Origin of the sequence: Chryseobacterium sp. RLHN22, assembly GCF_051011795.1 — a bacterium.
GTDB classification, from domain to species: domain Bacteria; phylum Bacteroidota; class Bacteroidia; order Flavobacteriales; family Weeksellaceae; genus Chryseobacterium; species Chryseobacterium zhengzhouense.
Window position 1 is genome coordinate 1 of the sequence record NZ_JBPCHW010000017.1, and the last position, 16,070, is coordinate 16,070.

The window sequence follows — 16,070 nt, forward strand, 5'->3', positions numbered from 1 at the left end:
AGAGTGCACCGAAAGATTATGTTTTGCAATTCTTTCAATGCAACTCAACTTAAATGATAAACTATATTTTGATATTCCCATAAATAAAATGCCCCTAAAAAGTGTCTAACTTTTTGGGGGCAGTCCAGTACTTTGAGGAATTTTTATTTTTAAGAAAAAAAAATGAAAGCCATATTATTCTACCTGCTTTTTGTCTCCACATTTCTATCTTGTCAGCAAAAAATAAAACTAAATATGCCTGAATACGATGATGTGATGATGACTTCAAATTCATATAACCTTCCCTATAATGTAAATTTCACTAAAGAAACTTTGCCAAAGGGATTAAAAAGATTTGAACAAAAGCAAAAAAATGAATTTTTGAACATTTTAGAATACGATAATCAAGGTAACCTGATTTTTAAATATTATAGACAATTTGTTAATGAAACTTGGAACGGAAAATTCTTAACAATTATTGAAAGAAATTTTTACAACAATAAAAATCAATTAACCAAGACAATTGTTCTGAATTCTAATACAGGATCAAGCGAAAATGAATATTATTACGATTCGGAAGAAAATCTAATTCTGATAAAAATAAAGGGATTGCCAGCAGATGGTAATAACAATAACCCTTGGAGATATATTGAAAATTTAGTTAATAGTAATGATTTTGACAATGATAAAAATGTAATTGAAGTTGACAAAAACAGTGAGTATAATTATTATGTCTATGAATATGATTTTGATAAAAAACATGTAAATGCCTTCATTAAAAATCAGGACTCAAAGCAAAAATTCCATACTGTTTATAAATTTAATTTGTTGAATCAACTGGTTTCTAAAACAGCTTTTGATGGAAATTCCATTAATTATTTCAATTCTTATTTCATTGAATATAATGGCAATAAAAAAGTCACTAAAGAATATGATGATGAGAAAAATATAACTCAAACAACAACTGAATTTAAAGAAAATCTATTTACTTATATTGAAACAGTAAACACTGAATTTCATTTTATACAAAAAAGAAAATATTTTGGAAAAACCTTAATTTCTGACGATAGTTTTACCGAAAACAACAATGAAAAAACATTGGAAAAATACGATGTTGATGAATACAATATTCCGACAAAGATGACTCATGAAACCAATGGAAAGGTTGACTTAGAAGTTTATTTTATCAACAAATATGAATTCTTTAAAGATTAAATTTAAATAAAAAATCCTCAGATAATTTTGAGGATTTCCTTTTGATCAAAAACTATTTTGTCAACTTTGCCTTTGGTAAAGAAACCGTTCCCGGATCTTTCCAAAGACCGTCTTTTTCAGCTCTTTTCTTAATTGCTTCCGCTCTTTTATTGCTATCAGGATGAGAATTAAACATTTTTTGGAATCCTGATTGTGTACTTCCTTCAGAAAGCAAAGCCAGTTTTTTGAACGCCGTATAAGCTCCAACAACATTGTATCCGTTTGATTTCATAAAATCATAGGAATATGTATCAGCTTGAGTCTCCTGTTTCTTACTGTGTGAAGCATCTAAAAAAGCATTTGCCATTTTTCCTACCTGACTGTCTGATAAATTGGCTACTGTTGAAGAAGCAGAAGAAGCAGCATCCAACGCAGCCGCTTTCAGATAAGCAGACTTTATGGCATCTTTTGTATCTTCATTTTTTACGTGACCGATTTCGTGACCAATTACAGCCAATAATTCGTCGTCAGTCATAATATCCATCAACGAAGAGAAAACACGTACACTACCATCTGCACAGGCAAAAGCATTAATATCAGACACTTTATAAACCTTATAATTTAAGTTTAATCCGTCCTGAGATTTGTGTTTTGCAAAAAGTTTGTTTAGTCTTACTGTGTAGGGATCTTTCGGGCCTGCAACAGGATTATTTTTATCCATATAATCCACAGATTCTTTCGACAGTTTTATTGCATCGGCATTAGAGAATGTTAAAGCAGAAGCGCCTTTAGAAACTACGCCGGCAGCTTTTCCAAGATTAATTTTTTGAGCATGAACTGCCATTGAAGCACCAATAAAAAGTGCAGAAATTAATATTTTTTTCATATTCTATAGTTGTGGTACAAAGATAATCAAATTAGAAAAAATCCTATAATCGGGATGTAAAATTTATGCTATAATTCATAAGGGTTTTTATTGAGACTTTCAAAAAATAAAATACAGGTTTGTACAGGTTGAAATACATAAAGCATAAATTTCCAATAGCTTTTCAAATAAATTTTACCTATTTTTGTGACATGAGTCAAAAATGGATTTATAAACCCGAACCTGATGAAGAAATTGTTGATGGATTGAGTTCGTCGCTTGGTTTTGGAACTTTTGAGTCCAAATTATTGGTTCTAAGAGGAATCGACAATTACCAGAAGGCGAGAGAATTTTTCAAGCCCAACATGAATGATATTCATAGTCCTTTTCTGATGGCCGATATGCAAAAAGCCGTAGAGCGAATTGCAACTGCTATCGAAAACGGAGAAAAAATATTAATCTACGGAGATTACGATGTCGACGGTACTACAGCTGTTGCATTGATGTATCTTTATCTAAGAAAAATCGTTCACAAAAAATATTTAGACTTCTATATTCCAGACAGAAATTCTGAAGGTTACGGAATTTCAACGGAAGGAATAGATTTCGCCAAAGAAAATGGCTTTACACTCATCATTGCTTTAGATTGTGGTATCAAGGCTTTAGACATGATTAATTATGCCAAAAGCAAGGATATTGAATTCATCATCTGTGATCACCATTTACCTGGCGATGAAATTCCTGATGCGACTGCCGTTTTAGACCCTAAAAGAAGCGACTGCAGATACCCTTTTAAAGAGCTTTCAGGTTGTGGTGTAGGTTTTAAACTTTGCCAGGGTCTGAATACCATCTATAAAATTCCCGAACAGGAACTTTTTGAGCTGACTGATCTTTTAGCCATATCTATTGCTGCCGACATTGTTTCAATGACAGGAGAAAACAGAGTTTTGGCTAAAATGGGATTAAAAATGCTCCGAAAAACCCGAAATATGGGATTAAGACTTTTGATCCCGGAAGACAAGCTTTCGCATTTTGAAATTTCAAATATTGTTTTTGAAATTGCCCCGAAAATTAATGCTGCAGGGAGAATTTCGCATGGTAAAGCTGCTGTTGAACTTATGGTTTCCGATAATCTGAAACATGCACATCAAATTGTAGATGACATCATGAACCTCAACGACGAACGACGTGAGCTGGATATGACCTCTACCCTTTCTGCTTTGAACCAGATTATTGAATCTCATCAGGAGACTAAGTTCTCTACGATTGTGTATCATCCTGAATGGAACAAAGGTGTGATCGGAATTGTTGCTTCAAGACTGATTGAAACACATTACAAACCCACTTTGGTTTTTACTGACGGAAATAATGGCGAAATGGTAGCTTCGGCAAGATCTGTTTCCGATTTTGACGTGCACGAAGCTTTGGATATGTGTTCTGAGTATTTTCTAAAATTCGGGGGGCATCACGCTGCTGCAGGACTTTCAATGGAAAAATCAAAATTTGAAGACTTTAAAATCAAATTTGAAAAAGTGGTTGCTGAAAAAATCAAAGACCATCAGAAAGAGCCATCCATTACAATCGACTGTGATGTTCACATTGACGAGATCAACAGGGATTTCATCAATTTCCACAGAAAACTGGCACCATTTGGGCCACACAATATGAAACCCAATTTGGTTCTTAGAAATCAGAGAATTTCCGGTTATTTAAAAACAATGGGTAAAGATAACAATCACCTGAAGTTTTATATTAAACAAGAGTCTACCGGAAGAAACATTGAATGTGTTGGTTTTAAGCTTGGACAATATGCCGATGATTTCAGAACTAAAAATTTCGATATTGCATTTACTCTCGAAGAAAATCACTGGAAAGGAAATGTGACGCATTGCCTGAATATCAAAGACGTTAAGTTTCTGGATTAAATTTAAATGAATTTCAGCTTTGAAAAAAATCGGTTTATTTTTCGGATCATTCAACCCAATCCACATCGGACATCTTATTCTGGCAAATTATATCCTGGAAAATTCGGATATGAACGAGCTATGGTTTGTGGTGAGTCCGCAAAATCCATTTAAAGAAAAAAAATCATTGCTAAATGACCATAATCGTCTTGACATGGTAGAATTGGCAATCAAGAATTATCCTCAAATGCGGGCTTCCAATGTTGAGTTTTCACTTCCATCCCCAAGTTATACGATCGATACGCTGACTTATCTAAAAGAAAAACATCCCGATTATTCTTTTAGTCTGATTATGGGTGAAGACAATCTGAAGAGTCTTCATAAATGGAAAAACTATGAAATTCTTCTCAAAAATCATCATATCATTGTTTATCCAAGAGTATTTGAAGGAGAAAGGAAAGATTCGGAATACCTTCAGCACGAAAATATTTCAATGATCGAAGCTCCAGTGATAGAACTTTCTGCGACCGAAATAAGAAATATGATTAAACAGGGTAAAAATGTACGACCAATGCTACCTCCTGAAGTTTTTGAGTATTTGGATGGGAGTAGTTTTTATAAGTAATTTTAGTTGTTAGTTGTTAGTTGTTAGTTGTTAGTTGTTAGTTGTTAGTTGTTAGTTGTTAGTCAAAATTAAGATTTAATGTAATGGAGTTTCTGGAAAATCTTCTCTCAAAATATTCTCAGGAAAAAATGATCAAATGGTTTAAGCAAATTTGTTTAGCAGAAGCAATTTCCTGGTTTTTTCTATTTACTGCAATGATTTGGATCCGGGTTGAACCTGAAAGCATTTTCGCCATTATTTACATCAGTACGATCGGAAGTATTCACGGATTATTTTTCACGTTATACCTTTTATTTGTGCCTTCTACGAGAAAAATTTATTCCTGGGATGATGAAGACAGCATTTTTGCTTTGATTGCTGCTTTTTTCCCTTTTGCAACTATTTGGATCGATAAAAAGCTTGCCCGCTTCGATAGAGAATAACTATTTTTTTATCTTTTTTTATTTTTTTCTGTAACAAAATCATTATTAGAGTTGTCTTATTGTATATAAACTTTGAAGTAGTAAAATTTATATACAATTTTTAACAACTGGCAAACAGGTAGTTACAATTTAAATAAAAACATTTTTACTACTTTGTATTGCAAGATACTTAATTTATTACATATCTTTGCAATGTAAATTAATGATAAATACAAGCATCTAAACTTAAAAATATAATAATTATGAAAACTCAAATATTTATAGCAGCTCTTTTTCTTAGCGGATTTACATTTGCTCAAGAAAAAAAAGACTCAATAAAAACTCAAAAAATTGAAGAAGTTGTTATGAAAAAACAAGTCTTCAAAAAACAGAGCGATCGTTTTGTTTACGATGTAGCTGCTTCTCCTGTTACAAAAGGAAATACAACTTTTGATCTTTTAAGACAAACACCGCTTCTTTCAACTACGGATGACAAGACTCTTAAAATCGCAGGGAAAAACAATGCTCTGATCTACATCAACGGCAGAAAATCTAATATGGATGCTGAATCTCTTGCTCAGTTCTTAAAAAATACACCAGCAGAAAATATTCAGAAGATTGAAGTGATTACGGTTCCCGGAAGTGAATTTCAGGTGGAAGCTTCAGATGGAATCATCAACATTGTTCTGAAAAAGAAAATGAGCGACGGTTTGAACGGAAATATGAGAATGTCTAACTCTCAGAATAAATACAACTCAAGCTCTGCAAGCTTTTCCGCAAACTACCGAAAAGATAAATTGGGAATTAGCGCAAATCTTTATGGTGGTGATAACATTCAGGCTCAACATTATATTTTGAGAAACGGTAACAATAGTTCTTCCAACGAATCAACAGGAAATATTGACGATCCGAACCAATACATCGGCGGTTATCTGAATTTTGATTATCAGCTAACCGAAAAAAGTAATCTCGGTTTATCATGGAACAGCAGCGCTAATAGAAGTTATAATTCCACCGTTAATTTATTTAACACGATCCGTTCTTTAGATGCAGACACCAATCAATACAATATCAATTACACCAACTCCAGAAATAAAGAAGATGCACGTTCTTACAACAATTCTGTGAACCTGAATTATGAATTGAAAACTGATTCTTTGGGAAGTAAATTGAATGTGAATGCAGCTTATCTTAATTACAGAAGATTTCAATTTACAGATAACAAAACTTTTTTTGCTGACTCTGCAGGAAATGATACCGGATTAGGACCAACCATTTACCAGAATTTACCTCAAATAATCAATAATTTTTCAGGAACGGTTGATTATATTCAGAAATTTAAGAATGATTTCACTCTATCAGTTGGTGGAAATTACAATAAAACAAAAACTGACAATGACACCAAAAACGACACTTTCATAGAAGGTAAGCCTGTTGAATTTGCTCCCAACCATTTTATCTATGATGAAAACATCTATGGAATGTATTTAACATTAGAAAAGAAATTTTCAGATAAATTTTCCGGAAAAATCGGTACTCGATATGAGATTACCAATAGTTTAGGAACATCTGATAATGCTGCTGAAGAATACAGAAGAATCGAAAGAAATTATAACAATATACTTCCTTATGTAAGCCTAAACTATGCAATCAACGATAAAAACAATATTTCGTACGCATTTTCGAGCAGAATGAGAAGACCGAGCTTCTGGGAACTGAATCCTGTGAGAAACATTCTTACAGAAGACAATTACACACAAAACAATCCTTTTGTAAAGGCATCCTCAACTTACAATCAGGAACTGACCTATATGTTTAAAAATTCTTATTTCCTGATCTTAAATCATTCATTATTCAAAGATGTGATTACTCAGGTTCCATTACAGAGAGATATTTTAAAGCCAAGAAGAGATGAACAGGGTAATCCTGTTTTAGATCCAAATGGAGACCCAATTATGGATTCTCATAAACAATTGAGATACATCCGCACCAATTTTGGAGATAAGCAGGAAATGTCTGTGATGTTGGGAATGCAAAAAACATTTTTCAACCAATACCTTACAACAAATTTCAACATCGGTGTTCAGAGAAATGTAAATAATGGCAGCCTAAGCATTGACCCTACTTCCGGAGATGTTTTCCCTTTGTACGAAAACAAAATAAGTTCTACAAGTCTTCTTATTCAGACTAATAATACGATCCGTTTAGATAAAAAGAAAACCTGGTTTTTAGGAGTAAATTATTTCTTTGTAGATAAACAGCAAATTGAATTGGGAATGCTTAAAAACCTGATGAGTTTAGACCTAAGCATTAAGAAAAACTGGAATGACTGGACATTTGCCTTAAACTTGAATGATGTTTTAAGAACAAACATCGTAGAAATTGAAGATTATCAGGCAAACGGAAATTACAACTACGTAAGAAACGACCAGTTCAGAAGAGGCGGAACTTTCAGCATTACTTACAACTTTGGTAACCAAAAAGTGAAAAAAGTAAGAAACATTGAAGGCGCATCAGACGACATCAAAAGCAGAACGAGATAACATTCATCATTTTCATATATATTTATTTTGTACAAAACCCGCCGAGAGATTGGCGGGTTTTATTATTTTTATGGTTATGAAAAAATATTTATTTCTTTTATTTATACTGACAATATTTTTAAGTTGTAATGATAAGAATATTACATTTAAAGACGGAGTTTCTTTTAAAATTGAAAAAAATATTTCTTACGGTAAAAATCCTTCACAAAAGCTCGATTTTTACATCCCAGAAAATAAAGATTCAATAAAAGGTATTTTTGTGCTCATTCATGGAGGCGGTTGGAAAGCAGGAGACAAATCTAACCTTACTTATTTTACTTTCTCTATAATGGAAAAATTTCCTAATTATGCTTTTGCCAATATCAATTACAGATTGGCAGACAATCATTCTTTTATTCTTCCGAATCAGACCGATGATATAGACAATGCTTTAGAATTAGTCTCAAAAAAATGTGGGAAAATAAAGTTAGGGCCGCAATTTATTTTGATAGGAAACAGTGCAGGTGCACATCTATCTATGCTGTATGCCTATAACAGAATTTTCGAAAATAAGCACCGAGATCAAGTAAAAGCGGTTGTTAATATTGTTGGACCTGCGGATTTACTGCATCAGGATTTTAAGCAATATTCCGATTACTCTTTCGTAGAAAAACAGATGATCGATTCTTCTAAACCTTGTCCAACCGATATTACAAATAAGGATATTCCTAATCCAGTTTTTTGGATTAATAAGAACTCTCCGGCTACAATTTCCTTTTATGGTAACAATGATCAAGTGATACCGTTATCTCAAAAGAAAATTTTAGATTCTGTTTTAAATAAAAATAAAGTTTACAATCAATCTTACGAGTTTTCGGGAGGTCATCTTGACTGGGTAATGAAAAAAATGCCCCGATCCTCATCAATAAAATCAATGAATTTTTAAGAGATACTGATAAAAACAAAAACGCTCTGAAATAATCAAAGCGTTTTATATTTTAAATTATTCAGATTTCACAATTTCCGTTCTTTCCGAAACTCCGTTTGCATTAAACGCTTCAATCTGGAAATAATAAGCGTCTGTTCTGTCGGCTCCGGTAAAGAAATATTCATTTTTACCGTAAACCATAATGCTTCCGTATAATTTATCAGGAGATTTCCCCCAATAGATTACATAACCATCGGCTTCAGAATTTTGTTGCCATTTCATCCAAATGCTTCTTCTTTCACCATATTTTTTTGGATCAGCTCTTAGCGGAACAAAGTTTTGAACTTTCGCAGGTTTTGCTCCCGCTCCTTTCCCAAAAACTCTGAAACCACTTAACGCAAACTTGCCTGTAGGCATTTTCAGGTTCTCCATTTTTAAAAATCTTGCTTCGGCAGGTTTTTCCAGCTCAACATAATCGTGAGGAACGTCTTTCGTATTCTTGCTTTTATCAACAACGATTTTCCATTTTTTCCCGTCATTTGATCCGTAAATTTTATACTGATGCATTTTGCCTTCCGTTTTACCCATAAATTCAACATCCTGATCGGCATAATTAATCTGAATGGCATTAATGGTAGAAACTTCACCCAAATCGGTCTGAAACCATTCCCCAGAATTTCCTGTTTTGGCACTCCAATACGTTTTAATATCTTCATCCACCGCAAAATTCGAATGATAGCCTCCTAAAGTAGACGAAACCTGAACAGGTTTATTATAATTCAGCAACATCCAGCCCGTAAAAAGTCCTTTTGAGAAATCTTTACCCTGTGCAAACTGCGGAAGCAAAGTCGGATAATCTCCGTAAGCCGTGTTGGTGTACATCACATCATCTTTATCAAAACCTGCTGGCCAGATTCCTAAGCGTCTCTCGAAATTGTTTTTAGTGGAAATAAAAATCGTTGAAACGTGCCACCAGTTTTTAAAATTATCTTCAAATGTTGCGCCGTGCCCCGCTCCCCTTGCAAAACCTCCCGGTTTGTAAGAAAACGGATTGTGTTGCTGATATTCGTAACCTTCCAGAGGATTTTTAGAAACATACACTCCATCTGAATAGCCACTAAATTCTGTCGCCGGAGCACCGTACTGCATGTAATATTTGTCTTTATACTTCGTCACCCAAGCTCCTTCTACAAAAGGTTGCAGGAAAACATTATCGTTATATTCTCCGAACCTTTCCCAACCGTGATCTTCGGGTTTTAATCTTAAAATAGGTTTTACAAAACCTTCAGACTGTAAATTTTTAACTTTAACTTCTGTTCCTAAAAGTGGCCATTCGTTGCTTGATCCCCAATATAAGTAGAGTTTGTCCTTATCTTCATCATAATGAAAAGCAGGATCCCAAGCTCCGACTTTTAAAGTATCAACAGCAATTTTCCAATCGTCTACAGTAGGGTTTGTAGATTTCCAGATCGGAAAATCAGATTCCCAGGTTGAGCCATAAACATATAAAGTATCTTTCATCGCCCACACTGCGGGAGCATTCAGATCGTGTGTGTACTTATTGTCTCTGAGGAATTTTCTTTTCACAAACTTCCAGTCGAGCATATTGTCACTGTGCCAGTAACCTTCCTGATTGGTCGAAAACAGGAAAAGTTTTTTCTTGAAATTTACAATCACAGGATCTGCCGTAGCACGGTGTTTTCCCTGTTTCGAAAAAACTTCAAAAGGTGTATAACCGTAGTCGATATTGATGGGATTGCAATAGGTTTTTTGCTGAGAAAACGAGAATGTTGAAATCAGAATTCCCAGACTTAAAGATAACTTTTTTATCATAACAACATTTTTCACAGTTACAAAGTTAGCCTAATTTTTGGAAGTGGTCTGAGAAACCATTAATAAAAAAGCTCCAGTCGAACTTTAACAGGAGCTTTATTTTTTTGAAATGATTTCAATTTATTTTTTGGGAAGAAAGACTTCAGCAAGCATACAACGTGCACTTCCACCGCCGTTCACTTCAATTGTACTCAGATCCGAATAAATAATCTCACAATATTTTTCAATGTTGGAAATCTGCTCTTTACTTAATGATTGATAAGCAGTCTGGCTCATGACCAAAAACTTTTCGCCTTCCTGATTCTGAACCTGAAGCATATTTCCTGCAAACTGTTGCATCTGCGCTTCAGAAATTTCGATGATTTCTTTTCCTGAATTTTTTATGGTTTCAATTACTTTACTCCTTTCCAGTTCATTGTCGATACAATCAAGGCAGATTACTACAAATTTATCGGCGACACACATCATGACATTGGTATGATAAATCGGAAGCCTTTCTTCTCCCACTGTCTGAAAAGAATGAAAAACCACAGGTGTGAAATCATATTTTGCACAAAATTCTCTGAATAAATTTTCATCCAACCTCAAAGAAACCGAACCGTAAGCAATTTTATTGTCGTGGTCGAAAATCATACTTCCCGTTCCTTCAAGAAAATGTCCCTGAATTTCCGGCAACGACCAATCATCAATTTCAGCAACTTCGAATCCCTGATTTTTTATGGTTTCAATAATATCTTCTCTTCGCTCCACTCTTCTATTGGATGCAAACATCGGATATAAAACCACTTTACCATCTTTATGAAAGCTTACCCAGTTATTTGGAAAAATGGAATCTGGTGTATGAGGATCAATGGTATCTTTTATCGAAATTACATTAATGCCTTTGCTTTTCAGTTTTTCAACAAAAATTTTAAACTCAGCCAAAGCTTTCGACTGAATATCTGCACCTTTTTGCTCTACCTGAAAATAATTATTCTCTGCCGTCTCTGCATTGTATCCAAATGCAATTGGCTCTATCATTAGTACTGTATCTGTTGTTTGCATAGTTCAGTTATTATTTTTAATTTATCAAAAGCTTTTTATTGTGTTGAAATTTCTCCTTTTGCTTTGATGAGTTTGTAAATTTTTCTTGTATTCTCAGAAACCTCAGTCCAATTCCCAACAGACTTATATTCGCAAACCAAATTCATGTTTTCTTTACTAAACTTCAACTTGACATTACCCACATAATCAGTCGCCAAATTGTTTATAAATTTAGGATCTGTTACAGAAGCATATATATATTTTGCCAAACTATCTTTTTCAGCATTGGTAACATGCATTTTATACTTTTGAACTTTTTTGATTTTATACTGAGGAGGAATATCATAAAATTCCTTAGTATAAATTATATTTTCATATTCCATTGAATCTGAAAGCTTAAAAACAGTAATTGTTTGGCGGTCAGTTTTAATTTCCAAGTTTTCCCAATTCTGATAAAAATTTTTATCAGGAGCATTTTCTATCTTTTTTGAACAAGATATGATGAATATTAAAGGAATAATTAATTTAAAATTCATTGATATAATTTTACTGAGTACAATAATTCCAAACTACTAAATCCTTTTAGTCTCTCACCAACGGCATCGTGGAACATCTCAACAAACCGCCCATTTTAGAAATTTCTCTGTATGGAATTTCTTCAACAGTTATTCCCCATTCATTTCTCAGATGATTGTTCATCCTAGTGAAAGCTTTGTCTGAAACAACTACTTCAGGAGAAATCGAAAAAATATTAGGGAACATCTCAAACATTTCTTCCGAAGTTACATGGAAGCAATTTTCTTCTCCAAAAATATCGATGATTAAATTATAATCACTTTCATCCACAAAACCATCTTTATAAATGATACATTTATCTTTACCAACCGGATTGAATGTGCAGTCTAAATGCAAAATTCCTTCATATGGAATCTGGTCATTTTTCTTTAATTCCAAATCGATGATTCTTTTCTTCGGAAAATATTCTTTTAAAATTTCAATGGCATATTCGTTGGTTCTTGCCGTTTTATAGTTTCTGTAATCTTCACTGAAACAGGTCCCGATGAACAGAAAATCATTCCAGACTATAACGTCCCCCCCTTCAATATGTGCGGTTTCGGGAAGGTTGATAATTTTTCTCCACGCAACTTCTTCGAAGACTTCTTTGTAAGCTTCCTGCTCGTCTGCTCTGTCTGCGATGACATTAGAAATAATCATTTTATCGTCAATCACAAAAGCCACATCTCTTGCAAAAACCTGATTGTAATCTTCAATTATATCCGGACGGAAAACCTGAACATCATATTTTTTCAAAACAGCTTCAAAAGCGTTCATTTCGTTGATGATGTCCTCTTCTTTAGGATACATATTGTGCTCTATCGTATAATATGATTTTGCATCATAACTTTCTTCTAATGTAGGAACTGCTCCCATAGAATTAGGTTGTCCTAGAACCACCGATCTTAGCCTTCCTGTTTCGTTTTTAATATTTAATTTCATTTGTAGAAATTTTTATTCTAAAGGTCAAATGCAATCGCTCTTATATTGTAAGTGTGCCTGTGTGTAATGCAAGTAATAGAACGATTTCATATATAATGAGAATTAAGCAAATATAATCAAACGATAGTGAAGAGAAAAGCTTTTTATTTAGCCTAAACTAAAGAGTTTTTAAATAGTTTTGAAAATTAAAGAATCTTTACTAATTTCATCTGATGAACTTAAAAATTTCAGATAGAATTAATGATAATCCTAACAATTGTAAGGACAAAATCTTTGTTAAATTTTGAATTATATATTGAAAACAAAAAATCCCAAAGCTTTGCTTTGGGATTTATAATTATTTGAGAAAACAATATTATCTGTTTGCAATATCGATATAATCTCTCTTTTGAGCTCCTTGGTAAACCTGTCTTGGTCTTCCGATCGGATCTCCTTTCAGTCTCATTTCTTTCCACTGAGCAATCCATCCCGGAAGTCTTCCTAATGCAAACATTACCGTAAACATTTCTGTAGGGATTCCTAATGCTCTGTAGATGATTCCTGAATAGAAATCTACGTTTGGATATAGCTTTCTTTCTACGAAGTATTCGTCTTCCAATGCTACTTTTTCCAATTGCATTGCAATATCAAGCGCTTTATCCTGAATTCCAAGTGCGTTCAATAGATCATCAGCAGCTTTCTTGATGATTTTTGCTCTTGGATCGAAGTTTTTGTACACTCTGTGTCCGAATCCCATTAGACGGAAGCTATCGTTTTTATCTTTAGCTTTAGCAACATATTTAGATACGTCACCTCCATCTTTTTCGATTAATTCAAGCATTTCGATAACCGCTTGGTTCGCACCACCGTGAAGTGGTCCCCAAAGTGCAGAAATACCTGCAGAAACAGATGCGAAAAGACCTGTGTGTGCAGAACCTACCATTCTTACTGTAGAAGTAGAACAGTTTTGCTCATGATCTGCATGAAGAATCAATAATTTATCTAAAGCTTCAGTTACCACAGGGTTAATTTCAAACTCTTCGTTTGGTAATCTGAAAGCCATTTTGTAGAAGTTTTCTACATAATTTAAGCTGTTGTCTCCGTGGTTAAGCGGTAAGCCTAAAGTTTTTCTGTACGTCCAAGCTGCAAGGTGAGCAAATTTAGCAATCAACAATTCAGCAGCTAAATCCATCTCTTCTTTAGAATTTACGTTAACTGCTTTCGGATTGAAAGCCGTTAAAGCGGAAGTTAAAGTTGATAAAACTCCCATTGGGTGAGCAGAACGAGGGAAAGCATCGATGATTTTTTTCATCTCCTCTGCTACGAAATTATATTTTTTGATGTTACCGTTAAAGGTATTGAACTGTTCTGTAGTTGGTAATTCACCGTGTAACAAAAGATACATTACTTCTGTGAAGTTAGATTTCTCAGCAATCTGCTCGATAGGGTATCCTCTGTAGAATAATTCTCCCTGATCCCCATCTAAATAAGTGATGTCGCTAAGTGTAGCTCCGGTATTTTTATAACCTAAATCTAACGTGATTAAACCTGTCTGGTCTCTTAATTTTGAAATATCGATCCCTCTGTCTCCGATAGTGCTATCCACGATTGGATATTCATACGAATTACCTGCGTAATTCAATATTACTTTGTTGTCTGACATTATTTATTTATTTTGTTTCTAAATATACTACTAATTATAAAATACGGCAAACTAAAATTATCGCTTGCCGTTATTTATAAATTCGATTAATTATCTTTTGATTTTAAAAGCATCCAACCCCGGGAAAATTGCAGTTTCACCTAAAGCTTCTTCAATTCTCAATAACTGGTTGTATTTCGCCATTCTGTCTGATCTTGAAGCAGATCCTGTTTTAATCTGTCCGCAGTTCATTGCTACTGCTAAGTCAGCAATTGTAGAATCTTCAGTTTCACCAGATCTGTGAGACATTACTGACGTGAACTTGTTGTGCTGAGCCATTTGTACAGCAGCCATCGTTTCAGAAAGAGAACCGATTTGGTTTACTTTTACCAAAATTGAATTGGCAATTCCTTCTTTTACTCCTCTTGACAATCTTTCAACATTTGTTACGAATAAATCGTCACCTACCAACTGTACTCTGTCACCGATTTTATCTGTTAACATTTTCCAGCCTTCCCAGTCATTTTCCTGCATACCATCTTCAATAGAGATAATCGGATATTTGTTTACTAACTCCGCTAAATAAGAAACCTGCTCGCTGCTTGTAAACTGAGCCGCATCTGGAGTCTGGAATTTTCTGTAATCGTAGATTCCGTCTTTGTAGAATTCAGAAGAAGCACAGTCTAATGCGATCATTACATCGTCGCCCGGCTTGTAGCCCGCTTTTTCAATTGCCTGAAGCAAAGTATCCAAAGCGTCTTCCGTACCAGTGAAAGTCGGTGCAAAACCTCCCTCGTCACCTACCGCCGTAGAAAGGCCTCTTGAATGAAGAATCGATTTTAGGTTATGGAAAATCTCAGTCCCTTTTCTCAAAGCGTGAGAGAAAGAATCTGCTTTTACTGGCATTACCATAAATTCCTGGAAAGCAATCGGCGCATCTGAGTGAGAACCACCGTTGATAACGTTCATCATCGGAACAGGAAGTGTATTTGCATTCACACCACCTACATATTTGTATAAAGGTAATTTCAATTCGTTTGCAGCAGCTTTTGCAGCAGCCAAAGAAACTCCAAGAATCGCATTTGCCCCTAAGTTTCCTTTGTTGTTTGATCCGTCTAAATCAATCATAATCTGATCAATCAAATTCTGATCAAAAACAGGAAGTCCCACCAATTCCGGTGCAATTACTTCTCTTACATTTTCTACAGCCTTAGAAACACCTTTCCCCATCCATTCTGAACCGCCATCACGCAATTCAACTGCTTCATGCTCTCCCGTAGATGCACCGGAAGGAACAGCAGCACGGCCCATCGCACCGCTTTCCGTAAATACATCAACTTCAACTGTAGGATTTCCTCTTGAATCCAAAATTTGTCTCGCTTCTATGTAAGAAATGTAACTCATTTTTTATCTATTTTATAGTTTATACAAATTTAATCAAAATTTAAATTTTGAATGCATGGAAGAGGTAATTTCTGTATTTATCTGAGTTAAATTTTATTTAATTAAAATATATTCAAAAATAACTTTAAAGCAAAAAGAATATCTACACACTAATGATGATTACTTTATGCAATATCTCACTTTCTAAAATAACGAAAAAGGGTAATTGATATACAGTTAAAAACTTTCCAACTTTGTCATGTTAATATTTATAAAAATATTAATCAGGGGAGCC

The 16,070-nt window shown here is 34.1% G+C and carries 13 protein-coding genes; 6 read left to right on the forward strand and 7 right to left on the reverse strand.

The features are described 5' to 3' along the window. The first annotated feature begins 162 nt into the window (after positions 1 to 162). Positions 163 to 1,194 (forward strand): hypothetical protein, encoded by a 1,032-nt coding sequence (locus ACR1PN_RS15450; protein WP_433980771.1) that lies wholly within the window; start codon positions 163 to 165, stop codon positions 1,192 to 1,194. 52 nt (positions 1,195 to 1,246) lie between these two features. Here ACR1PN_RS15450 and ACR1PN_RS15455 read toward each other — a convergent pair whose 3' ends face one another. Then, positions 1,247 to 2,059: a M48 family metalloprotease gene (locus tag ACR1PN_RS15455; protein ID WP_433980772.1), complete on the reverse strand. Its 813-nt coding sequence runs from the start codon at positions 2,057 to 2,059 to the stop codon at positions 1,247 to 1,249. Between the two features lie 191 nt (positions 2,060 to 2,250). On the opposite strand from ACR1PN_RS15455, the gene recJ reads away from it, so the two are divergent. The 5 genes from recJ (at position 2,251) to ACR1PN_RS15480 (ending at position 8,436) form a co-directional block, all read left to right on the forward strand. Then, positions 2,251 to 3,963 carry a single-stranded-DNA-specific exonuclease RecJ gene (recJ, locus tag ACR1PN_RS15460; RefSeq protein WP_433980773.1) on the forward strand — a complete coding sequence of 571 codons (1,713 nt, stop codon included), beginning with the start codon at positions 2,251 to 2,253 and terminating at the stop codon, positions 3,961 to 3,963. 19 nt (positions 3,964 to 3,982) lie between these two features. After that, positions 3,983 to 4,567, forward strand: coding sequence for a nicotinate (nicotinamide) nucleotide adenylyltransferase (gene nadD / locus ACR1PN_RS15465; protein WP_433980774.1), 585 nt, complete (start codon positions 3,983 to 3,985; stop codon positions 4,565 to 4,567). Between the two features lie 83 nt (positions 4,568 to 4,650). Next, positions 4,651 to 4,989 carry a DUF3817 domain-containing protein gene (locus ACR1PN_RS15470; RefSeq protein WP_433980775.1) on the forward strand — a complete coding sequence of 113 codons (339 nt, stop codon included), beginning with the start codon at positions 4,651 to 4,653 and terminating at the stop codon, positions 4,987 to 4,989. Between the two features lie 242 nt (positions 4,990 to 5,231). Next, on the forward strand, positions 5,232 to 7,511 hold the full coding sequence (locus ACR1PN_RS15475) for a TonB-dependent receptor domain-containing protein (protein ID WP_433980776.1): 2,280 nt from the start codon (positions 5,232 to 5,234) through the stop codon (positions 7,509 to 7,511). Positions 7,512 to 7,587: 76 nt separating this feature from the next. Continuing rightward, positions 7,588 to 8,436 carry an alpha/beta hydrolase fold domain-containing protein gene (locus ACR1PN_RS15480; RefSeq protein WP_433980777.1) on the forward strand — a complete coding sequence of 283 codons (849 nt, stop codon included), beginning with the start codon at positions 7,588 to 7,590 and terminating at the stop codon, positions 8,434 to 8,436. Positions 8,437 to 8,493: 57 nt separating this feature from the next. On the opposite strand, the gene ACR1PN_RS15485 is transcribed toward ACR1PN_RS15480, so the two are convergent. The 6 genes from ACR1PN_RS15485 to eno form a co-directional block, all read right to left on the reverse strand. Beyond that, positions 8,494 to 10,251: a discoidin domain-containing protein gene (locus ACR1PN_RS15485; protein ID WP_433980778.1), complete on the reverse strand. Its 1,758-nt coding sequence runs from the start codon at positions 10,249 to 10,251 to the stop codon at positions 8,494 to 8,496. Between the two features lie 120 nt (positions 10,252 to 10,371). Further along, positions 10,372 to 11,295: a citrulline utilization hydrolase CtlX gene (ctlX, locus tag ACR1PN_RS15490; RefSeq protein ID WP_433980779.1), complete on the reverse strand. Its 924-nt coding sequence runs from the start codon at positions 11,293 to 11,295 to the stop codon at positions 10,372 to 10,374. 35 nt (positions 11,296 to 11,330) lie between these two features. Continuing rightward, positions 11,331 to 11,810, reverse strand: coding sequence for a hypothetical protein (locus ACR1PN_RS15495; protein ID WP_433980780.1), 480 nt, complete (start codon positions 11,808 to 11,810; stop codon positions 11,331 to 11,333). A 46-nt stretch (positions 11,811 to 11,856) separates the two neighbouring features. Then, complete coding sequence (locus tag ACR1PN_RS15500) at positions 11,857 to 12,771, reverse strand: dimethylarginine dimethylaminohydrolase family protein (RefSeq protein ID WP_433980781.1); 915 nt, start codon at positions 12,769 to 12,771, stop codon at positions 11,857 to 11,859. A gap of 355 nt (positions 12,772 to 13,126) precedes the next feature. Continuing rightward, a complete protein-coding gene (locus ACR1PN_RS15505; protein ID WP_378176932.1) occupies positions 13,127 to 14,413 on the reverse strand; it encodes a citrate synthase in 1,287 nt (428 codons plus the stop codon). Between the two features lie 90 nt (positions 14,414 to 14,503). Continuing rightward, positions 14,504 to 15,796 (reverse strand): phosphopyruvate hydratase, encoded by a 1,293-nt coding sequence (eno, locus tag ACR1PN_RS15510; RefSeq protein ID WP_433980782.1) that lies wholly within the window; start codon positions 15,794 to 15,796, stop codon positions 14,504 to 14,506. Between the last annotated feature and the right edge of the window lie 274 nt (positions 15,797 to 16,070).